Annotated in this window: 20 protein-coding genes and 1 riboswitch; of the genes, 10 read left to right on the top strand and 10 right to left on the bottom strand. The window is 54.4% G+C overall.

Annotated features, from left to right (window positions below):
- The first annotated feature begins 79 nt into the window (after positions 1–79).
- Positions 80–334: a hypothetical protein gene (locus Q1L85_RS07270; protein ID WP_300427994.1), complete on the top strand. Its 255-nt coding sequence runs from the start codon at positions 80–82 to the stop codon at positions 332–334.
- Here the strand turns inward: Q1L85_RS07270 and Q1L85_RS07265 are convergent, their stop codons facing one another.
- The gene (locus tag Q1L85_RS07265; RefSeq protein WP_300432728.1) at positions 335–808 is read right to left on the bottom strand and encodes a 6,7-dimethyl-8-ribityllumazine synthase; all 474 of its coding nucleotides are present in this window, start codon (positions 806–808) and stop codon (positions 335–337) included.
- A 25-nt stretch (positions 809–833) separates the two neighbouring features.
- Positions 834–979, bottom strand: a riboswitch (FMN riboswitch).
- A 156-nt stretch (positions 980–1,135) separates the two neighbouring features.
- Between Q1L85_RS07265 and dnaE the strand changes: the two genes are divergently transcribed.
- The 5 genes from dnaE (at position 1,136) to Q1L85_RS07240 (ending at position 7,815) form a co-directional block, all read left to right on the top strand.
- Positions 1,136–4,633 carry a DNA polymerase III subunit alpha gene (gene dnaE / locus Q1L85_RS07260; RefSeq protein WP_300428584.1) on the top strand — a complete coding sequence of 1,166 codons (3,498 nt, stop codon included), beginning with the start codon at positions 1,136–1,138 and terminating at the stop codon, positions 4,631–4,633.
- The gene (tilS, locus tag Q1L85_RS07255; RefSeq protein ID WP_300432726.1) at positions 4,593–5,966 is read left to right on the top strand and encodes a tRNA lysidine(34) synthetase TilS; all 1,374 of its coding nucleotides are present in this window, start codon (positions 4,593–4,595) and stop codon (positions 5,964–5,966) included. The genes dnaE and tilS overlap by 41 nt, the downstream gene beginning before the upstream one ends.
- A 60-nt stretch (positions 5,967–6,026) precedes the next feature.
- Complete coding sequence (locus Q1L85_RS07250) at positions 6,027–6,485, top strand: hypothetical protein (RefSeq protein ID WP_300428295.1); 459 nt, start codon at positions 6,027–6,029, stop codon at positions 6,483–6,485.
- 72 nt (positions 6,486–6,557) lie between these two features.
- Positions 6,558–7,070: a thioesterase family protein gene (locus Q1L85_RS07245; protein WP_300428294.1), complete on the top strand. Its 513-nt coding sequence runs from the start codon at positions 6,558–6,560 to the stop codon at positions 7,068–7,070.
- A gap of 10 nt (positions 7,071–7,080) precedes the next feature.
- Entirely contained in the window at positions 7,081–7,815 is a 735-nt protein-coding gene (locus Q1L85_RS07240; RefSeq protein WP_300428293.1) for a glutathione S-transferase family protein, read from the top strand.
- 11 nt (positions 7,816–7,826) lie between these two features.
- Here the strand turns inward: Q1L85_RS07240 and nhaD are convergent, their stop codons facing one another.
- Complete coding sequence (gene nhaD / locus Q1L85_RS07235) at positions 7,827–9,077, bottom strand: sodium:proton antiporter NhaD (protein WP_300428292.1); 1,251 nt, start codon at positions 9,075–9,077, stop codon at positions 7,827–7,829.
- 115 nt (positions 9,078–9,192) lie between these two features.
- Positions 9,193–9,816 (bottom strand): cyclic nucleotide-binding domain-containing protein, encoded by a 624-nt coding sequence (locus Q1L85_RS07230; RefSeq protein ID WP_300428291.1) that lies wholly within the window; start codon positions 9,814–9,816, stop codon positions 9,193–9,195.
- Positions 9,817–9,923: 107 nt separating this feature from the next.
- On the opposite strand from Q1L85_RS07230, the gene Q1L85_RS07225 reads away from it, so the two are divergent.
- Entirely contained in the window at positions 9,924–10,742 is an 819-nt protein-coding gene (locus Q1L85_RS07225) for an endo alpha-1,4 polygalactosaminidase (RefSeq protein ID WP_300428290.1), read from the top strand.
- Here the strand turns inward: Q1L85_RS07225 and Q1L85_RS07220 are convergent, their stop codons facing one another.
- The 4 genes from Q1L85_RS07220 to Q1L85_RS07205 form a co-directional block, all read right to left on the bottom strand.
- Positions 10,743–11,543, bottom strand: a complete 801-nt coding sequence (locus Q1L85_RS07220) for a type IV pili methyl-accepting chemotaxis transducer N-terminal domain-containing protein (RefSeq protein ID WP_300432723.1) — start codon at positions 11,541–11,543, stop codon at positions 10,743–10,745.
- Positions 11,544–11,732: 189 nt separating this feature from the next.
- Positions 11,733–13,328, bottom strand: a complete 1,596-nt coding sequence (locus Q1L85_RS07215) for an ABC-F family ATPase (RefSeq protein WP_300428288.1) — start codon at positions 13,326–13,328, stop codon at positions 11,733–11,735.
- A 53-nt stretch (positions 13,329–13,381) separates the two neighbouring features.
- Positions 13,382–14,401: a S1 RNA-binding domain-containing protein gene (locus Q1L85_RS07210; protein WP_300432721.1), complete on the bottom strand. Its 1,020-nt coding sequence runs from the start codon at positions 14,399–14,401 to the stop codon at positions 13,382–13,384.
- A gap of 14 nt (positions 14,402–14,415) precedes the next feature.
- Positions 14,416–14,697, bottom strand: coding sequence for a peptidylprolyl isomerase (locus Q1L85_RS07205; protein ID WP_300424553.1), 282 nt, complete (start codon positions 14,695–14,697; stop codon positions 14,416–14,418).
- A 75-nt stretch (positions 14,698–14,772) separates the two neighbouring features.
- On the opposite strand from Q1L85_RS07205, the gene Q1L85_RS07200 reads away from it, so the two are divergent.
- Together Q1L85_RS07200 and Q1L85_RS07195 are read left to right on the top strand one after the other, a co-directional pair.
- Entirely contained in the window at positions 14,773–15,096 is a 324-nt protein-coding gene (locus Q1L85_RS07200; RefSeq protein ID WP_300424552.1) for a DUF3301 domain-containing protein, read from the top strand.
- Positions 15,093–15,332 (top strand): GNAT family N-acetyltransferase, encoded by a 240-nt coding sequence (locus Q1L85_RS07195; protein WP_300424550.1) that lies wholly within the window; start codon positions 15,093–15,095, stop codon positions 15,330–15,332. The genes Q1L85_RS07200 and Q1L85_RS07195 overlap by 4 nt, the downstream gene beginning before the upstream one ends.
- Positions 15,333–15,335: 3 nt before the next feature.
- Here the strand turns inward: Q1L85_RS07195 and Q1L85_RS07190 are convergent, their stop codons facing one another.
- Together Q1L85_RS07190 and Q1L85_RS07185 are read right to left on the bottom strand one after the other, a co-directional pair.
- On the bottom strand, positions 15,336–16,049 hold the full coding sequence (locus Q1L85_RS07190; RefSeq protein WP_300424548.1) for a hypothetical protein: 714 nt from the start codon (positions 16,047–16,049) through the stop codon (positions 15,336–15,338).
- Between the two features lies 1 nt (position 16,050).
- The gene (locus Q1L85_RS07185; RefSeq protein ID WP_300424546.1) at positions 16,051–16,308 is read right to left on the bottom strand and encodes a DUF3820 family protein; all 258 of its coding nucleotides are present in this window, start codon (positions 16,306–16,308) and stop codon (positions 16,051–16,053) included.
- A 220-nt stretch (positions 16,309–16,528) separates the two neighbouring features.
- Here Q1L85_RS07185 and Q1L85_RS07180 point away from each other — a divergent pair, with 220 nt between their 5' ends.
- The gene (locus Q1L85_RS07180; RefSeq protein WP_300424544.1) at positions 16,529–19,174 is read left to right on the top strand and encodes a bifunctional diguanylate cyclase/phosphodiesterase; all 2,646 of its coding nucleotides are present in this window, start codon (positions 16,529–16,531) and stop codon (positions 19,172–19,174) included.
- 37 nt (positions 19,175–19,211) lie between these two features.
- On the opposite strand, the gene Q1L85_RS07175 is transcribed toward Q1L85_RS07180, so the two are convergent.
- Positions 19,212–19,493 carry a pyrimidine/purine nucleoside phosphorylase gene (locus tag Q1L85_RS07175; protein ID WP_300424542.1) on the bottom strand — a complete coding sequence of 94 codons (282 nt, stop codon included), beginning with the start codon at positions 19,491–19,493 and terminating at the stop codon, positions 19,212–19,214.
- Positions 19,494–19,668 lie beyond the last annotated feature (175 nt).

Raw genomic sequence — 19,668 nt, 5'->3', positions numbered from 1 at the left:
AGTTGGCGAGTTCTGTCGACTTGCATTGTCAGCAGGCTTGCTACACTGAACAAACGTCCTGTAGCGGAATACGCGAACCATGAATGACATACCGGGTGGCAACCTGAATCAACAGTTGCAGACTCTGTTCCGGAATCTTATCAGTATTTTCGGAAGGGCGCGTGCGCCTGTGTCTTCTATGATGCCGGGTGACAGCATTGTGGGTAATGGTTTATTGCAACCTGAAGACGACCTTGAACTGGATGTGCTCTGCGACGAGATTTCTGCAGAGTGTGACCGTATCCGGAAGTTGCAGGCCGCGTTTGGTTATCCCAGCAGCCTGCATCACGACTGATCAGATCGCTGCTTTTGCCTGCAGCGCCCCATCTGCTGCGTTCGCCAGCTCTTCTCCCTTAACAACGAAGTGACGCGTGTAGTATTCGCGGTGTTCGTCATGCTCGTGGAAGTTGTGTGGTGTCAGCACCGCAGTCAGGACAGGCACTTCCGTTTCCAGTTGAACCTGCATCAGCCCGTTGCACACGGCTGCCGCAACAAAGTCGTGACGGTAGATGCCGCCATCGACGACGAGAGCACTGCAGGCGATCGCGGAGTAACGCCCGGTCTTTGCCAGCAGTTTCGCCTGAAGCGGAATTTCGTAAGCGCCGGGTACGGCAATGACATCGATCTGGTCGATATCGTATCCGCGGTCCTTTAGGCCCTTACGGAAGCCATCAAGACACTTCAGAACGATGTCTGTGTGCCAGGACGCGTGGATAAAGGCGAAACGTTGTTGCGCCGGATTAAATTCAGTCTTTGTGGTCTGATTCATCAATATTACCTGCATAAAGGGTGAATCAGGGTCTCTCATATCCGGACTATAACCGTCGGCTCCGGAGTTTCACCGGATCTGCTGTCCCTGCGCGGGTAGCGCAGGCGCTCGCGGGCTGAGGCCTGAGCCATTACCGCCGGTGGGGAATTTCACCCCGCCCCGAGAACAATCCCGCTGAGTGCGGGGCGTGCAATATAGGCGGAGCGGGCCGTCAGGTCAAAGATCTTTGGACCCTCCCGGCTCAACAGTGTGTCCTGATTCCGCGTCACTGATTTCTCTGGTGCAGACAAAATCGGTACAATCCCGGAGCAGTTTCCGGGGAATCACATGGCCAATCGTTTCGTACATCTCAGAGTTCACTCTGAATACTCGCTCTATGACAGCACCATCCGGGTGAAGAAGCTGGTGGCGGCGGCAGATGCTGCCTCTATGCCGGCGGTCGCGCTGACTGATCAGGCCAACATGTATGCTCTGGTGAAGTTTTATAAAACTGCGCTGGGTGCCGGCCTGAAGCCGATACTGGGGGCCGATCTGTGGCTGGAAAACCCCGAAGATCAGACGGCACCTTTCCGGGTCACTGCTCTGTGTCTGAACAACGCTGGTTACCTTGGTCTGCGTGAACTGGTATCTCGCGGATATGCTGAGAACCAGCATTACGATAAAGCCATGGTCAAAAAAGAATGGCTGCTCGAGAAGAATGAAGGCCTGATTCTGCTGTCTGGCTGTCGTGATGGTGACGTGGGTCAGCGGATTCTGAAAGGCAAAGTGGACGCTGCAGAGGCGCTGATCTCCGAGTACATGATCCACTTCCCGGATCGCTTCTACTACGAAATCCAGCGCACCGGCAGACCGGGTGAAGAAGCACTGATCCGTGCCGGACTGGTATTTGCCAACAAGCTTGGGATGCCCCTGGTGGCGACCAACGATGTGCGTTTTATCAAAGCCGATGATTTTGAAGCTCACGAAACCCGGGTGTCTATTGGTCAGGGGTACGCGCTGGAAGATAAACGCCGCCCACGGGAATATTCGGATCAGCAGTACTTCCGCTCTGAAGAAGAAATGCTGGCGTTATTCAATGATATCCCCAGCGCGATTGAGAACACGGTTGAAATTGCCCGCCGTTGCACGGTCGAAGTTGAACTCGGGACTTATTACCTTCCGGACTATCCGATTCCGGAAGGTATGAATGAAGATGACTTCTTCAGGAAGATTTCTGAAGTCGGTCTGAACGAACGCCTGGATGTCATACTGGCGGACATACCCAAAGATTCACCGGAATACGCAGAAAAGCGTAAGCCTTACGACGACCGTCTGAAGTTTGAGCTGGATATCATCATCCAGATGGGATTCCCCGGGTACTTCCTGATCGTTATGGACTTCATTCAGTGGGCGAAAGATCACGAAATCCCGGTAGGTCCGGGGCGGGGTTCCGGTGCCGGCTCTCTGGTCGCATATGCGCAGAAGATTACCGACCTGGACCCTCTGGAATACGATCTGCTGTTCGAACGATTCCTTAACCCTGAACGGGTTTCCATGCCCGACTTCGATATCGACTTCTGTATGGAGGATCGTGAAAAGGTCATCCAGTACGTCGCCGATAACTATGGCCGTGAAGCCGTATCGCAGATTGTGACCTTCGGTACCATGGCAGCGCGCGCAGTGGTGCGCGATGTCGCCCGGGCACAGGGGAAATCGTTCGGTCTGGCAGACAAACTGTCGAAGCTGATCCCCGGTGATCCGGGCATGACGCTGGAAAAAGCGCTCGAAAGCGAAGCCCTGCTGAAAGAGTTTCTCGATGAAGACGAAGAAGCTCAGGAAATCTGGGAGATGGCCCTCAAGCTTGAGGGGATCGCCCGTCAGACAGGTAAGCACGCGGGTGGGGTGGTGATTGCACCCACCAAACTGACGGATTTCTCCGCGACCGCCTGTGAGCCCGATGGCACCGGCCTGGTGACTCAGTTCGACAAGAACGACGTTGAAGAAGCGGGCCTGGTGAAGTTCGACTTCCTGGGTCTGCGGACCCTGACCATCATCGACTGGGCACTGGAAACCATCAACCGCCAGAATGCCAAGCTGGATCTGCCTCCGGTCGATATCAGCGCGATCCCACTGGATGACGCGCCGTCATACACCTTGCTCAAAGAAGCAAAAACGACCGCGGTGTTCCAGCTTGAATCCCGCGGTATGAAAGACCTGATCCGGCGTCTGCAGCCGGATAACATCGAAGATATGATCGCTCTGGTGGCCCTGTTCCGTCCGGGGCCTCTTGAGTCCGGGATGGTGGATGACTTTATCAACCGTAAGCACGGTCGCGCCGAAGTCGCGTATCCGCACCCTGACTTCCAGCATGAGAGTCTGAAGGAAATTCTGGAGCCGACCTACGGGGTTATTGTCTATCAGGAACAGGTGATGCAGATCGCCCAGACACTGGCGGGCTACACACTTGGCGGCGCAGACATGCTGCGTCGGGCGATGGGTAAGAAAAAGCCTGAAGAAATGGCAAAGCAGCGGGACACCTTCCGTGATGGTGCTGTCTCTGTTGGGGTTGATCCTGACCTCGCCATGAAAATCTTTGACCTGGTAGAGAAATTTGCGGGTTACGGCTTTAACAAATCGCACTCCGCCGCGTATGCGGTCGTGTCTTATCAGACTCTGTGGCTGAAGCAGCATTATCCAGCGCCATTCATGGCAGCGGTACTGACCTCTGATATGCAGAACACCGATAAGGTCGTGACCTTTATCGAAGAGTGCCGCGAAATGGGACTCGAACTGGTTCTGCCGGATGTAAATCAGAGCCAGTACGGATTTACCGTGAATGATGATGGTGCCATCGTCTATGGCCTGGGGGCCGTGAAGGGCGTGGGTGAAGGTCCGATTGATGCCATCATCGCAGCGCGTAAGGCCGGTGGCACCTTCCGTGATCTGTTTGATTTCTGCGAGCGCGTCGATCCGAAGAAAATTAATAAGCGGGTACTGGAAGCTCTGGTGCGTTGCGGGGCGTTCGATCGCCTTGAGTACACAGCTCCGCGTTCCGTGCTTATGGCCAGTATCGAGGATGCCATTAAAGCGGCAAACCAGTCAGCAGCGAACGAAGCCGCCGGTATGTTCGATATGTTTGGCGAAGTTGAAGCAGAGGCTGCGGATACGGCAGATGTGTATGAACGTCATCGCAACCTGCGGGACTGGCCACTCAAAGAACGGCTGCAGGGTGAGAAAGATACCCTTGGTCTCTATGTTACCGGACACCCGTTCGATGAATACGAGCAGGAAGTCCGCAAGCTGGTACCGACCCGGTTATCGCATCTGCAGGAGGCCAAAGCCCCGCAGAAACTGGCGGGGCTGGTGGTCGACATGCGTCTGATGAAAAACAAGCGTGGCGACAATATGTGCTTTGTCACGTTGGATGACCGTTCAGGGCGGATGGAAGTCGCACTGTTTTCGGATGTCTACGAGCAGGTCCGGGAAGTGGTGGCGAAAGATAAGGTGCTGGTGGTTGAAGCTCAGATCAGTCATGACGATTACTCCGGAGGCCTGAAAGCCACCGGGCGTACTGCGATGGAAATCAGTCAGGCGCGCCTGAATTTTGCCCGCTCGGTACGTGTCCGTCTGGACGGCGATGCCGTGGATGACAATTTCTGTAAACGTCTGTCGGCCATGCTACGGCCGCTGGAAAACGGTTGTCCGGTGGTCATTGATTACCGTAACGAAGTCGCCGCCTGTGATATTGAGCTGGATGACCGTTGGCGTATTAACCCGACGGACGAGCAGCTTCAGGAACTGAAATATGAATTCGGAGACGATGCCGTTGAGCTCGTCTTTGGCTGATGCATCGTCGGCGCTGCGCAGGGCGCTGACGGAATCGCTCAGCGCTATCCCGGCGGACGCCGTCATCTGGGTGGCCTTCAGTGGTGGTCTGGATTCGACGCTGCTCCTGACGCTTGCAGCGACAGACCCCGCGCTCCAGCCGCGTTTGCGCGCATTGCATATCAATCATCAACTTTCCCCCAACGCCGGAGACTGGCAGGCGCATTGTGAGGCTGTCTGCAGCGCATTAGAGGTGCCGCTGACAGTTAACCGGGTGCGGATCAGAAAGAAAAAACTCGGTGTTGAGGCGGCGGCCCGGGAGGAAAGATACCGGGTGTTCAGGGATACAATTGCCTCTGACGATGTCCTACTGACGGGTCATCATGCCGACGATCAGGCTGAGACATTGTTGCTGCGCCTGATGCGGGGCAGTGGTCTCGCTGGGCTTGGCGCTATGCTGCCGGTCCGGCCGTTGAGTAGTGAAGCGGGGGAGACCCGGCGGGTACTGCGTCCCTGGCTGGCTGTCCCGCGGACTGTGTTAGAGACGGTCGCGGAGGGAATGGGGCTCGCGTGGATTCACGACGAATCCAATGACGACCAAAGCTACGAGCGGAACTGGATGCGTCATGAGATTCTGCCGCGTCTTACCGGGCGGCATCCGGCGCTGGTGGCGACGCTGGGGCGCACGGCAGAGCGGTTACAGGCGGATTATCAGTTGCTGACCGAGCTACTGAAGCCACAGCTTGAGTCGATGCTGTGTGAGGAACAGTGGCCCCTGACCGGCCGCTGGAGCCTCGATCTGGGTGCGTTGCGGCAGGCCCCTGACAATGTGCGGGTACATGCACTGAGATACTGGTTGCAGCGCAATAAACTTGTCTGGCCCGAGGGTGAAAAGGTCGGGCACTGGTTTGAGCAGAGTCTCAGCGCGGGGCGCGACAGACACCCAAGGTGTGATCTGGGACAGGTCGTACTGCAGCGCTTCAGGGATAAACTGTACGTATGGTATCCCCATAAGCCCAGCCCACAGGCCTTGCTTCAATGCCAGCAGGGGTGGGCAGGGGCGCAGCTGGATGTGTTACCTACGGTGATGAATATTCTTGCCGGTGCACAGGTGGTCGCTGCAGGGGAGTTAACGTCGGTCGTGACTGGCAAGGTAGCACTGCGAAGCAGGCCGGGCCAGCCATCACGGGATCTGAAGGATATCTGGCAGCACCATGGGGTGCCGGTGTGGTTGCGGCGTAGCTGGCCAGTGGTCGTGTTTGAAGGCCGGCCCGTCGCAGTGTGCGGATTAATGAACGATTATTTTTTAAACTGTGAACTGGTCCATGTTTCAGCGCTCAACTGGCACGACTGATACGTTGGACGGTTTACGACACGGTGATATGCTCTCAATTACTTTTTCGCTGACAGCACTATGAAGTACCGCGGCTTGAAGCCAGTGACTGGCATAACCATACTTTTGCTCTCGGGCAGCCTTCTGGCCGCCTGCGGACAGGATTGTGAGCCTATCCTGCGCGGCTTTAAGCTACCGCCATTGCGGGTAGCTGAGCCAGAAGTAACAGAAGCTGATACCGGGGCGCTGAGTGCTGATGATGCACAGACGTATCAACCTCTCGAAATGCTTGAGGAATATAAAAACAATAATGACAGGCAACCACTCAATCTGAGTCTTCCTGCAATGTACTGGGATAAAAATCCGGGCAGAGTTGAAAACAACGGCATACTGCCGGACGTGTTTCAGCCTCTGACGACTGATCCGAAAATGAACTTTTCCGGGCGTCTGCATTGGGATGAGTCAGAAGAGGCAAGAAACCTCTCTGTTGAAGACAGTATCAAAGGGGCAGAGGTAGAGCTGCAGTTCTTCCTGCCATAGATGCCGGCCCGGCCAATGACCGGGTAACAGACGCGCGTTAAGCTGCGGGCTTTCTCTTCACCGGGTAGTGACATGAACCTGTTTATTCGTTTTTTCTGGTGTTGGCTGTCAGGCTTGGGTCTGCGCCATGATGATGCTGCAGCTCCTGAGCTGAGTTTCAGAATCTGGCCGCACGATATGGGCTGGAGACTGCACCTTCCGAACTTCAGATTTCTCAGCTACATGGAGCTGGGACGCTTCCGCTACTGGTATGGCGTGAAGCACAGGTTACAGACGTCTCCGGGGACGCGCCTGATCGCCGCACAGGATATGGTGTACATACGTCCGGTGGCATTTCTGGCAAAACTGGACATGACGACCAGAATGGTCGCCCGGGACAGGAAGTACGTATACTTCCAGCACGATTTTTTTGTGGGGAAAACACTGGTAGCGACAGGAATGGTGAAGGAAGCCTGTGTTGTACAAGGGTCAGTGATCTCTCCGGATGAAGTTTTCTGCGGTGAAGCTCCGCAGGATGCGGCTCAGGTTGTGGAGGCCTGGGCACAGATGCACACGGCGCTCCGGGGGATCTCTGGTCGCCGTTAAGGAGATCAGAATGAGCGTTTTTCTGTACCAGTTTCCCGTATCCCATTACTGCGAAAAAGTTCGCTGGGTACTGGACTACAAGAAAATTGAATATAAAAAAATCAATCTCGTGCCCGGACCGCACATCAGCCGTGTGCGGAAAATAGCGGCAAATTCGTTTGTTCCGGTTCTGGAGCATCATGGAGATATCGTTCAGGGGTCATCTCAGATTCTGGATTACCTTGAGGAGCATTATCCCGATAAGCCCCTCGTGCCTGCTGATGAAGATCTGGCCCGGCGCGTGCAGGATTGGGAAGCCCGTCTTGATGAGGTGGCGGGCCCTGCCGTGCGCACCTTTGTTTACCACTACCTGCTGCCTCAGCCCGGAGTGATCATTCCGTTACTGGGTGCGAAACAGCCCTGGTTTATGCGGCTGTTTCTTCGTGTCGGCTATCGGCGTATTTCTTCTGTGATGCGACGTTGGATGAAAATCAACGAAGCGTCTGCGCATCAGGCGATGGATGATATGGACCGTATTCTGGGAGAGCTGCGGCAGATTTATGCGCACAACCGCTTTCTGGTGGGCGACGCCTTTACCCGGGCAGACCTGACCGCCTGTTCTCTGTTTGCGCCTTTGTTTCAGCCATCCGGTTACGGCCTGAAGTGGCCGTCGATGAAACATGCGCCGGAGGAGATGGCACAGTGGCTGGAATCTCACGAAGGTGCGCTCCGCTCGCTGGCTTTACGCTACGAGCAGAACCGCTGATCAGGTGTCGGTCAGAGTAGATTGCCCAGGGCTAAAGTGAGGCCGTATCCCAGAGAATAGGCGGCCAGCAGGGCGACAATAAAGCGCAGATACGAGCCAAACGTCAGTTCTTCGATCTTGCTCATGGCAACGATCCCCGCTGCTGATCCGATGATCAGCAGCGAGCCACCCACCCCAACGGCATAGGTCAGTGCCAGCCATTCCGCAGGTGACATAGTCACGTCTGATTTCAACAGAGCGGCTGTTAAGGGCACGTTATCGATGATCGAAGAAATCAGCCCCATCAGGAAGTTTGCCTGCCACGCTGGCAGATAATCGTAGATACGGACAAAGCTTTCGAGCGCGTGAATTTCTTTCAGTGCGCCGACGATCAGTAATATGCCCAGGAAAAACATCAGAGTGTCGAATTCAATCCGGCGGATGTAATCCATGATCGGGTCACTTTCGGTGTCCTGACCCATGAACTTCGCCACCAGAAACATGACCGACAGGCCCGTCAGAAAAGTCAGCACCGGAGGGACATCAAACGCCACATTCAGAATAATCGTGGTCAGAATGGTCGACAGAAATATGCCAGCGACGGTGAGGTCCACAGCCTGCATTTCTTTGTTGTGATACGAGATGGTCGCCGGCGCATTCAATGGCAGCATAAGAATAGCGATCAGCGCGAGTACGGCCGTGAGTGCCGGTAACGACAGAAACAGGAGGTTGGTGATGGAGACTTTGCCTTCCAGGAAAATCATCAGCGTGGTGACGTCCCCGGTAATCATGGCAACCCCCCCGGAATTCACCGCAAAGACCACCACAGCGGCAAACCGCAGCTTTTTCTGGGCAGGCAGGTTCAGTGAAAGAATCAGCGCGACGGAAATCAGGGTTGCAGTAATGTTGTCCGCCAGCGACGAAAATCCGAATGCAAATAAGCCGGTGAGTAGCAGCAGGCCACGTTCGGTCATCTGCTCGGGAAGAAATTTATAAATCAGATTCTCAATCAGCCCTTTCTTATTAAGGTATGCCACAAAGGTCATGGCAGCGGTAAGAAAAAGCCAGAGTCCGGCGATCTCGCCAATGTTTTCTTCGAGGCCTTTCATCACATCCTGGTGATATTCGGTGCCAGACGAGGTGGCAAACAGCAGTACCCAGGACAGAGTGCCCAGAAAAAGCACCGACTGAGCTTTATTGATGTGAATAATTTCTTCAAAAATAACGGCAAGAAGACCAGTCAATGCGAGCGCAATGATGATCCAGTTGAGAATTTCAGGCATTAGCAACTACTTTGTCTGCAGCGGCGGGGAATCCGTCAGGAAATGAAATTCTAAAAGTCTTACGCGGCTGGGGGAAGCTGTACCATCGTCTATTTGTGCAACAGTCTGATCCCTGTCATGCCCGGGATTCGTTCCAGTCGCGCAGAAGTTCCGACTGAAGATGCGCCAGATGCATCTGCTCATGAAGCTCGGCCGCGGTGCCTTTTTCTCCGGTATATATCGGCAGTGTGCGCATTCTGGCAATCAGAGGATGCTCCGGTTCTGCCATACGGTTGCGCTCAAGTGCCCAGCGTATGTTGCTGTTTAACATACGGAAAAACGTGATGCGGGTGTGCAGTGAGAAAATACTGGCTTCGTCGTTGTGACGGAAATGAGCAAACTCAATACCTGCCAGTAATGCCTGCTTACTGGTGACTTTTACCGACGCGGAGCGCTTGGAATTCAGCACCATCGCCATCACGCCAAACGGCTCTCCCGGATTGACCTGATTGATCATCTGATCGGACTCGTCATCCTGCGTCACATCGAGCTGACCGCGCAGCAGGAAGTACAGAATGTTGGCGCCATCGCCCTTATGGAGAATGATTTCATTTTCTTTGGCGGTGACGAAACGTGCCATACTCATCAGAAGTTCAAACTGTTCAGGCGCGTTTTTCATCAGCTCCTTAAAGAAGGTGACGCCTGAGACGATACGGTAAAGGGAATCCAGCGAAATGTCGTCTTGTGTGACGGGGAGCATAGGTACTTCCTGTTACTGATTAGGATACTGCCCAGAAAATATAGCACGTGATCTGAGTGACAGTTGAGAATTGCTCCTCAGTCTCGCACCACTACAGAGAGGGAAAAATGCATAAAGTTTCGATTCTTCTGGCCTCTGGCCTGATCCTCGCGGGATGCGGCGGCGACAGCGACGAAGGGCCTTCGGTGGGCAGCAGTATCCGCCATTATGTGCCAGCCACGGGTGCGACCTTTCACTGGCAGCTTCAGGGAACAGTGAACACTGGCTATGACGTCGATATTTACGACATTGACCTCGAAGACAGCAGCTCAGATCTGATTGCTGATCTGCAGGCGCAGGGGCGTCGGGTGATCTGTTACTTCTCGGCGGGCTCGTACGAAGACTGGCGCGGGGATGCCGGTGATTTTCCCTCTGCCGTTTTAGGCAACACGCTGGATGGCTGGGAAGACGAGCGCTGGCTGGATATCCGCGAGCAGTCCGTCAGGGATATCATGCTTGCCCGACTGGATATGGCTGAGACAAAAGGTTGTGACGGTGTAGAGCCGGATAACGTGGATGGTTACAGCAATGACAGTGGATTCGCCCTGACCGGGCCGGATCAGCTTGAGTACAACCGCTTCCTTGCGACCTCTGCGCATGATCGTGGACTGGCAATTGCGCTCAAGAACGATCTTGATCAGATTCCGGATCTGGTGGATGACTTCGACTTTGCGGTCAACGAGGAGTGCTGGGAATACGAGGAATGCGATGCACTGGCGCCCTTCATCGAAGCTGGCAAGGCGGTGTTACATGTTGAGTATGCAGAGTCGCTGGTCACTGACCCTGTGGCGCGGCAGGCTTTCTGTGCCGAGCTTAGCGGCAGTGGCCTGAGCTCGGCGGTGTTACCGGAAGATCTGGATGACAGCTTCCGCTACGTCTGCCCCTGATCAGTCAGTCCCGGCGACCAGCTGATCGGCGTTCATCAGTGCTTCATACTGCCCGGTGATCTGATCCATTTTGCGCAGGATGGACTCTGTTGTTACAGAAATCACAGTAGGGACGTAGCGCCCTTCGTCGCCGAGACCGAACCCTGACTGCGAGAACTTCCACTGATTGCGGGCACGGGTCAGAGCGTTCTTAAGTGGGCCGTCGTTTTTATCTGATGACTGCAGCTCGGTCAGAGAATCATCGAACAGATCAATGGCCTGATTAAATTCATCCGCCAGCGTCGGGGCGTCTACATTCCAGTACATCGCCATGTAGGTTTTGGCGATCTTCTGCGACAGCATACGCTGGCGGCCGGACATGTTGACCAGCTTACCGCTGGCGATACCGGAGTGAACTTCGATGGCCTTCACCACGTCATTACAGGCCGTCAGCAGCTTCAGGTTTTCTTCCATCAGCTCGGGTGCGTCTTTCTTTTCCGGGGTGGAAATGATCTTTACCCGATGGTTCAGCCAGATATCCTCAACCTCATCCAGCTGCTTATTGATCTCAGCAGTGGGCGCGTAATCGCGCAGCGCCAGAAACTGTTCTTCAAACAGGGCTACCGCAGAATCCAGCTGTCGTTGTGCTTCATCTGCCTTCACTTCTGACCCAATCATCAGATAGTTCTTCATCATGCGCTGGGAGAGCATACGCTGACGCCCAGAGACGTTGATGGCTTCAGCGTCCGTGAGGCCCCAGCAGAGCGTGGGCACAGAAACAGGAACAAGTGTCATAATCAGAGTGAATAGCAGACTTCTCACAGCAGGATTCTCCCGGGCGAACGATAGGTATTTGCATTACTGTGATAGTCACACTGCAAAGGTCGGGCCAGAGTGTCAGAAAACCGTGTCAGGTAAGACAGGACGGGAGAAAGCTGAAGAAAATCAGAACCTTATGCCCACAGGGTGGGCATAAGGTGGAACAGAGTGCTTTGTTCTGGTGCGAAAGTATTATTCGATGCCCTGAGACTTCAGGTATTCGTCGTAGGTACCGTGGAAGTCGACGATTTCATTGTCGCGGATCTCGATAATACGGGTCGCCAGTGACGATACGAACTCACGGTCGTGAGAGACGAAGATCAGTGTGCCTTCATACATCTCAAGCGCCAGGTTAAGCGATTCAATGGATTCCATATCCATGTGGTTGGTCGGTTCGTCCATCAGCAGCACGTTGTGATTTGCCATCATCAGCTTGCCGAACAGCAGGCGGCCTTTTTCACCCCCCGAGCAGACTTTCACCTTTTTCTTGATGTCGTCCTGGTTGAACAGCAGTCGACCCAGGGTGCCGCGCACTGCCTGATCGTCATGTTGCTGAGTTTTCCACTGCTCCATCCACTCGAACAGCGTGCCACCCGCTTCGAATTCGTACTCGTGATCCTGAGCGTAATAACCAACATCGGCGTTTTCAGCCCACTTGATGGTACCGCCCGTCGGCGTCACGTCGTTGACCAGGCACTTGAGGAAGGTAGTTTTACCGGCGCCGTTGGCACCGATTACCGCGATTTTCTCGCCGGCTTCTACCAGCAGGTTAGTGTTCTTGAACAGCGGAGCTTCGCCATCATAGCTGTGTGCCAGGCCTTCGATCTCAAGCGCCAGGCGATGCAGTTTCTTTTCCTGATTGAAACGGATATAGGGGCTCTGGCGGCTCGAGGGTTTGATATCGTCCAGCTTGATTTTTTCGATCTGCTTGGCGCGGCTGGTGGCCTGTTTAGCTTTGGAAGCGTTAGCAGAGAAGCGCGACACGAACTGCTGCAGTTCAGCAATCTGTGCTTTCTTCTTCGCGTTGTCCGCCTGCAGGCGCTCGCGTGCCTGAGTCGACGCAATCATAAAGTCATCGTAGTTACCCGGATAGATACGGATGGTGCCGTAGTCGATATCGGCCATGTGGGTACATACTGAGTTCAGGAAGTGACGGTCGTGCGAGATGATAATGATGGTGCACTTCATGTCATTGATGATGCCCTCGAGCCAACGGATGGTGTTGATGTCGAGGTTGTTGGTCGGTTCGTCGAGCAGCAGGATGTCCGGATTAGAGAACAGGGCCTGAGCCAGCAATACCCGCAGCTTCCAGCCTGGAGCCACTTCTGACATCGGCCCCTGATGCAGCTCTGTGCCGATACCCGCACCAATCAGCAGTTCGCCCGCACGGCTCTCAGCGGTGTAGCCATCAAGCTCGGCGAATTCGCCTTCAAGCTCGGCGGCACGCATATAGTCGTCTTCGCTGGCTTCCGGATTTGCGTAAATAGCATCGCGCTCTTCTTTGATGGCCCACAGTTCTTTGTTACCCATCATCACTGTGTCCAGCACAGTAAATTCTTCAAAGGCGAACTGGTCCTGGTGTAGCTTACCCATGCGCTCACCCGGAGAGATACTGACGTTACCGGCGCTTGGCTCCAGGCTGCCGTCCAGAATCTTCATAAAGGTCGACTTACCGCAGCCATTGGCACCGATCAGACCGTAGCGGTTACCGTCGCCGAATTTAACAGAGATATTTTCGAACAGCGGCTTGGCGCCAAACTGCATGGTGATATTGGCAGTTGAGATCACGGGGTGTTCCTGTCAGGGCATGGTTTAAAGCCGGGCACTATACTCGGCTTTGCTTATTTTTTCAGCTTCAGTGTCCGTTCAGACTGGCTTTTCGGATTGCGATAGACTGTCTTTCTGGCAGCGGCTTTGGGCGCTTTTTCGGCTTTCTTATCCGCTTTACCTGTCTGCGCTGGTTTCCGGTCGTTGCGCGGTTTTGCGCTACGGCGCTCATCACCCGGGCCATCAGCAATACGGATACCGTCAGCTTCAATGACGATCTGGCGATCTTTGAACAGTTTCCCGATGGCCATTTTGAACGCACGCTTGCTGACGCCGAAGTGCAGTTCAATCAGATCTGCCGGGCTGTGATCACTGAGGCCAAGCTGGCCTCCGGATTCAACCAGTTTCTTCATGATGCGGTTGGCCAGCGCATCGGCACGGGCATGACCTATCGGCTCCAGACTGAGATCCAGGCGATGGTCGTCGCGGACCCGGCGGATGTAGCCCTCCGTTTTCTGACCGACACGGATGGCCTTATGAATCTGGCTTTCATGCAGTACGCCCCAGTATTCATCGTTCACCACGGCTTTGTAGCCTATGTCTGTGCGCTGCGCGATGATCAGACGGACGATATCCCCCTGAGTGAAGGGCGCAGGTGCACCGGGCCAGTCTGATCTGGCTTCATCTTTAATAAAGCGGTTCAGGCGGGTCGAACCGATGAGACGGCCAGTATTGTCTTCAGTGATATACACCAGGCAGGTCTTACCTGCTTCCAGGCGCTGTTTCTGCTCAGCGAAGGGTACAAACAGATCTTTTGGCAGCCCCCAGTCTAGAAAGGCACCGGTGCTGTTGACGTCCTTTACCTGAAGTGAGGCGACCTGGTGAAGTTGCGCGCGGGGGCGGTCAGTGGTGGCAATCAGGCGGTCATCCGAGTCGAGGTAGACAAATACCTTCAGGCTGTCGCCCGTCTGGATATTTTCGGGCACCTGGCGTCGTGGCAGCAGCACGCGCTCGCCTTCTTCGTCTTTCAGATACAGGCCCTGAGAGAGCATGTCGTCGGCGGTCAGAGTGTAAAACAGTCCGGGTTTTAACATGGTGTCGGTCTCTCTTACTGGCGGTACAGGGTTTTGATCAGATGCCAGCCGAACTGAGTTCTGACAGGCCCCTGAACTTCAAGGAGTGGCCCTTTAAATACCGCCTCGTCGAACGGTTTGACCATATCTCCCCGGCTGAATTCTCCCAACGAGCCGCCGTTACGGGACGACGGGCAGGTGGAATACTTGCGCGCCAGACGGTCAAACTCAGCCCCCTGCTGCAATTGCTTCAGCAGGCGTTCTGCTTCATCACGGGTTTTAACAAGGATATGACTGGCGCAGGCTCGCTTGGCCATGAGCGTCTCCACAGGCAGGAACAGGAATTTCGGGTATTATACGCGCATTCGGGATAATGAGCGGAGATTTCCCCTGTGAATCTGTTAACCCTCGTCGTGCTGCTGGCGATCGGACTGATGCTGTGGCCTTTGTGGCAGCGTGGCCAGCGAGCCAAATTACAGGTACTTCAGTATCTGCGCCGGGAGTGCAGAAAAGAGGGGCTGCAATTGTTGGATGATACGGTCCAGCAGACAGGGTTACGGTGGCGCTGGAATCAGGGGCGGCCTCTCGCCATCCGAACCTACCGCTTTGAATTCAGTGCGGCAGGTGACGACCGCTACCCGGGAGAGGTCATTCTCGAAGGCCGACGCCTGGCCTCCCTGACTCTTGCATCTCATAACGATGAGGGAAACCCATGACCGAGCATCAGCCGGAAAACCAGCGCTTTATTCTGGAGCAGGACGGTTATACCTGCGTGCTGGATTACACGTTACAGGGCGACCGGATCAATTTTACGCACACTTATGTGCCTTTCCGCCTGCGCGGCAAAGGGCTGGCCGAGATTCTGGTGCGGGATGCACTGGCATGGGCGGACCAGCAGGGGCTCAAAAAAGAAGCGAGCTGCTGGTACGTCGCGAACATTCTGAACGAATAAGCGTCAGGTGCGGGGCAGGTGAATAAACTCAAGTAACCAGCGGGCAATACGCTCGCTGTCGTTAGACTGGCTGATGGCTTCCATCGCGGCGTCCAGCAGTTCAGTGCCTACGCATTCGCGGCGGCGTTCAAGCAGGCGACGGAAATATTCTGGCGTAAATTCAGGGTGCCCCTGAAATGTCAGCACCTGGTCGTTAATAAACCAGGACGCATTTTCGCAGAATTCACTGCCGGCCAACCGTCGCGCCCCCGGGGGCAGCTGTTGCACCTGATCCTGATGGCTGTAGATCAGCTGAAAATGACTGCAGTCGTCATTGAGCCAGACCGGCAGGTGTTCCACCCGTGTCATGTGGTTACCCACGCCCCAGCCTTTGTCACTTTTTTCCGCGTGACCACCCAGAGCGTGGGCGAGAATCTGGTGGCCGAAACAGATGCCGAGCAGGCGGGCATCTTCCCGGTATGCCTGTCTGATCCAGTCGCTCAGGGGAGCTATCCATCCGGCATCGTCATACACGCCGGTCTTCGACCCGGTAACCAGGTAGGCGTCGCATTCATTGAGATCCTGAGGTAACTCACCCTGCTGTACTTCGTAGTGGCGGAATTCCAGATGGCTGTCCAGTTCCGATAATAATGTCCGGAACATATGTCCGTACGAGCGGTAATCCTCCAGCAGGTCGGGATAGAGAACATCAGTTTCAAGCAACCCCAGTACTGGCATATCAGTGCACTCCGTTGGCCGGTGGGTGATTAAGTATCGGTGGATAATTTTTTTTCAGTGCCAGAACAACGTCTTCGGCACCGTGAATTCTTATTTCTAACATAAGTTGTAGCAGGTAACCGAGACGCCCGTCAGGAAAGCCTTTGCGTTGCATCCAGAGAAGGTATTCCTCCGGAAGATCTGAAATACGTTTTCCATGATATTTACCGAATGGCATGGTGGTCTGGACCAGGCTGACGAGATCCTGTTTGGTAAACATAAGCTAGGGCGCCTCTACTCCTGAAACAATCTGGCCTGTAAAGATAATATTTGTCGTCATTTGACATTATTAGTGGGTCACAGAGGGCCAATCGCTGTGACTATGTGTTAATAGTCTACACTCATACATCAGGAGTATCGCTCTCTGGTATGAGAGCAGAACGAAACAATGCATTCACGGAGAGAATCAGGTGGTCATCGAAGGTTCGTGGAGTAGTAGCATGAATGCATTGGCATCGGCGGCCGATGGAAAGTATAAGCCCAGTGAAGGCTGGCAAAGAATTGAAAATGAAGCCCGCAGAGCGGGGACAGATAAAGGCGGACGTTTCGGAGCGTCAGATGTACGCCTTGAAACGATTTTAGAACGTTCTATGCGGGTGTTTCTTACGACCCGTGCAGAAACGTTAAATTCTGATATTGAAGGTGCGCTGTTACAGATTGCGCGCCTGTTAAAAGCACACAGTGTCACTATATATATTGCGCCTGAGTTACTGACGCGACGTCCGGAGATGTTGGTGTCCGTTGCTTATGACACGCCCGATGATCTGGAAAAAACGGTCGCCGGTTTCTGGCAGGACCTGGGCGAAGGTATTGCTGCCGGGACCAGTTCCGAAGCCGATGAAACAGCTGCACAGAAACGTGTGCGGGAATGTCTGGGCGGGGAGCGCCTCAGCCGTATCCCGGTGATTAACGATACGGGTCTGACCGGCTATCTGCTGTTGACGTTTGATCATGGCGTACCGGATCTCACCACCCGTCGTTGTGCACAGCTCGGTACTTTCGCTCAACTCTGTTATCTGTTGCAGGATCGTATGCACATTATGGGGACGCTCGAAGAGCGCGAACAGCTGCTGCGACAGACAGAGCGCCTCGCGAACATAGGGTCCTGGCATGACGATGTTCTTAACGACCGGATTACCATCACACCTCAGGCCGCCGCGATTTTTGAGCAGGATGAAAGCACAGAAGTCGTGAACCTGGCCCGCTATTTCGAATTTGTGCACCCCGAAGATATCGAACGCGTAGCGCGCACTCTCACCGAGAGTATGACCGAACGTAAACCTTCCGACATGATCTACCGGATTGTCCCGCCTTCCGGAAAAGTGAAGGTTATTCACGGTCGGGCAGAAGTGATTGTCGATGGTTCGGGCCAGGTGATCGGCCGCGTCGGATCGGTGCAGGATATTACGGTAAAACAAGCACGGGAAAACCGCTTACGGCTGGCCAACACTGTGTTTGAGTACACCATGGAAGGCGTGGTTATTACCGATGCCCAGCGCAACATTGAAGCCGTTAACCCTGCCTTCAGCACTATTACCGGATATTCCGAGCGTGAAGTGACAGGCAAATCCATGTCCCTGCTGCAGTCGGGGCGTCATGGCCCGGATTTTTATGCGCGTATTAATAAGCAGCTGGCAGAACGGGGATACTGGCGCGGTGAAATCTGGAACAAGCGTAAAAATGGCCAGGTTTATCCTCAGTGGCTGACGATTACAGAAGTGCGTAACGATCAAAGCGAGGTGACGCATTTTGTTGGCGTATTCTCGGATATGTCGCGGATAAAAGAATCTGAGCAGCAGCTGAAGCATCTCTCGAATTATGACTCGTTAACCAATCTGCCGAACCGCACACTGTTACTCAGCCGTCTTGAGGGTGCCATCAATGAAGCAACCGTTAAGCGTCGCAAAGTCGGTGTGATTGCCATCGACCTCGATCACTTCAAGCATATTAATGACAGCCTTGGGCACCCGGCTGGCGATCGCCTGTTGCAGGAATTTGCGCAGCGTATGCGTCAGCGCCTGCGTGATTCGGATACCGTCGCCCGTCAGGGTGGTGATGATTTCGTGATAGTGCTGGAAAACGTTGTGTCTGAGCAACAGGTGGCCAACGTCGCTGACATTATTCTCGATCTGTTACGCACGCCGTTTGATGTGGGCGTCGGGCAGGAGCTGCACATCGGGGCCAGCATGGGCATTACGGTGTTTCCTGATCATGGTTCCGACGTCACTCAGCTTCTGAGTAACGCCGACGTGGCGATGTATCAGGCCAAGCAACATGGTCGCAATCACTATAAGTTTTACAGCAATGAGATGACCCAGGCGGTATCGGATCGCCTGGAACTCGGTAACCAGCTGCGTGTTGCGCTGCAGTCAACCGATGAGCTGCAACTGTATTATCAACCGCAGGTTGCCGTGGATTCAGGGCGGATTGTGGGGGTCGAGGCGCTGATCCGCTGGCACCATCCGGCTCAGGGACTGATTGCGCCGGGACGTTTCCTGCCTGTGGCTGAAGATAATGGCCTGATGCCAGATCTCGACAGTTGGGTGATGGAGCAGGCATGTCATCAGATCGCCCGCTGGCAGGCAGACGGTATTGATCCGATTACGGTGGCCGTCAATATCACGCAACCCACCTTTATGGCGGGTGGACTGGTTGAACGTCTGCGTCGCCTGCTGCAGGTGACGGGTATTGATCCAGCCTGGCTTGAACTGGAAATCACCGAAGGTGCCTTACTTGAACCGAGTTCTCAGGTACTTGAGACCATTGCCGGGCTGAAAAAGCTGGGTGTCGCGCTTGCCGTTGATGACTTTGGCACGGGCTACTCGTCGCTGGCTTATCTGCATCGTTATCGTGTTGATAAGCTCAAGATTGACCGCAGTTTTGTTCAGAGCGTGGAAGTCGAAGAAGAGGGCAAGGTCATTACTAACACCATCATCAGCATGGCGCGTGGTTTGGGCCTGAAAGTACTGGCGGAAGGGGTAGAGACAGAAGCGCAGTTGAATTTCCTGCGGGAGAACGGCTGCGAGACCTATCAGGGGTTCTACTTCAGTCGTCCGGTGCCAGTGAACGAACTGACGCTTGCCTGAGAAGGCAGGCCTGCTGCGAGCAGCAGGCCTGTCACTGTTACTCGTACGTGCAAAAGTAAGCGGTCTGGCCACTCATACGAACCTGAAACTTCACGTTTGCTTCAATCTCAAACGAATCGCCGTTGCTGAAGGTGGCCCATTCGCTGGCACCTGGCAGCAGTGCGTCCATTGAACCAGAGACAATCGTCATCACTTCTTTCTGGCTGGTACCGAATTCGTATTCACCTGGCTCCATAACACCAATGGTTGCTGGCAGAGTTTCGGTCTGCAGAGCGATGGATTTTACCTTACCGTCGAAATACTCATTTACTTTAAGCACGTAGATTACTCCTGAGGCTGCAGCAATGACTGCAGTGGGGTTAATAGTTGTATGGGGGCGCGATTGTACTCCCTGAGTCGTCGGCTTGCAGCAGATTTGCATAAAGTCAGGCTGCTTATGCATAAATAATGCAGGAAATCGTCGAGCCTTTCCGTTATACTCCGCGCCCTTTTAT

Origin of the sequence: uncultured Thalassolituus sp. (assembly GCF_950066645.1) — a bacterium.
GTDB lineage: Bacteria > Pseudomonadota > Gammaproteobacteria > Pseudomonadales > Oceanobacteraceae > Thalassolituus.
The sequence above is the reverse complement of the archived record's forward strand: the minus strand, read 5'-3'. Positions and strand labels throughout refer to the sequence as shown.

Bases quoted from the DNA above. Each gene is read 5' to 3' on its own strand.
- Q1L85_RS07245 (WP_300428294.1), top strand. From the start codon at position 6,558: ATGAACCTGTTTATTCGTTTTTTCTGGTGTTGGCTGTCAGGCTTGGGT.
- tilS (WP_300432726.1), top strand. From the start codon at position 4,593: ATGAATTCGGAGACGATGCCGTTGAGCTCGTCTTTGGCTGATGCATCG.
- Q1L85_RS07210 (WP_300432721.1), bottom strand. From the start codon at position 14,401: ATGTTAAAACCCGGACTGTTTTACACTCTGACCGCCGACGACATGCTC.
- Q1L85_RS07185 (WP_300424546.1), bottom strand. From the start codon at position 16,308: ATGTTTACCAAACAGGATCTCGTCAGCCTGGTCCAGACCACCATGCCA.
- Q1L85_RS07225 (WP_300428290.1), top strand. From the start codon at position 9,924: ATGCATAAAGTTTCGATTCTTCTGGCCTCTGGCCTGATCCTCGCGGGA.
- Q1L85_RS07270 (WP_300427994.1), top strand. From the start codon at position 80: ATGAATGACATACCGGGTGGCAACCTGAATCAACAGTTGCAGACTCTG.
- Q1L85_RS07265 (WP_300432728.1), bottom strand. From the start codon at position 808: ATGAATCAGACCACAAAGACTGAATTTAATCCGGCGCAACAACGTTTC.
- dnaE (WP_300428584.1), top strand. From the start codon at position 1,136: ATGGCCAATCGTTTCGTACATCTCAGAGTTCACTCTGAATACTCGCTC.
- Q1L85_RS07250 (WP_300428295.1), top strand. From the start codon at position 6,027: ATGAAGTACCGCGGCTTGAAGCCAGTGACTGGCATAACCATACTTTTG.
- Q1L85_RS07195 (WP_300424550.1), top strand. From the start codon at position 15,093: ATGACCGAGCATCAGCCGGAAAACCAGCGCTTTATTCTGGAGCAGGAC.
- Q1L85_RS07230 (WP_300428291.1), bottom strand. From the start codon at position 9,816: ATGCTCCCCGTCACACAAGACGACATTTCGCTGGATTCCCTTTACCGT.
- Q1L85_RS07180 (WP_300424544.1), top strand. From the start codon at position 16,529: ATGAATGCATTGGCATCGGCGGCCGATGGAAAGTATAAGCCCAGTGAA.
- Q1L85_RS07205 (WP_300424553.1), bottom strand. From the start codon at position 14,697: ATGGCCAAGCGAGCCTGCGCCAGTCATATCCTTGTTAAAACCCGTGAT.
- Q1L85_RS07190 (WP_300424548.1), bottom strand. From the start codon at position 16,049: ATGCCAGTACTGGGGTTGCTTGAAACTGATGTTCTCTATCCCGACCTG.
- nhaD (WP_300428292.1), bottom strand. From the start codon at position 9,077: ATGCCTGAAATTCTCAACTGGATCATCATTGCGCTCGCATTGACTGGT.
- Q1L85_RS07240 (WP_300428293.1), top strand. From the start codon at position 7,081: ATGAGCGTTTTTCTGTACCAGTTTCCCGTATCCCATTACTGCGAAAAA.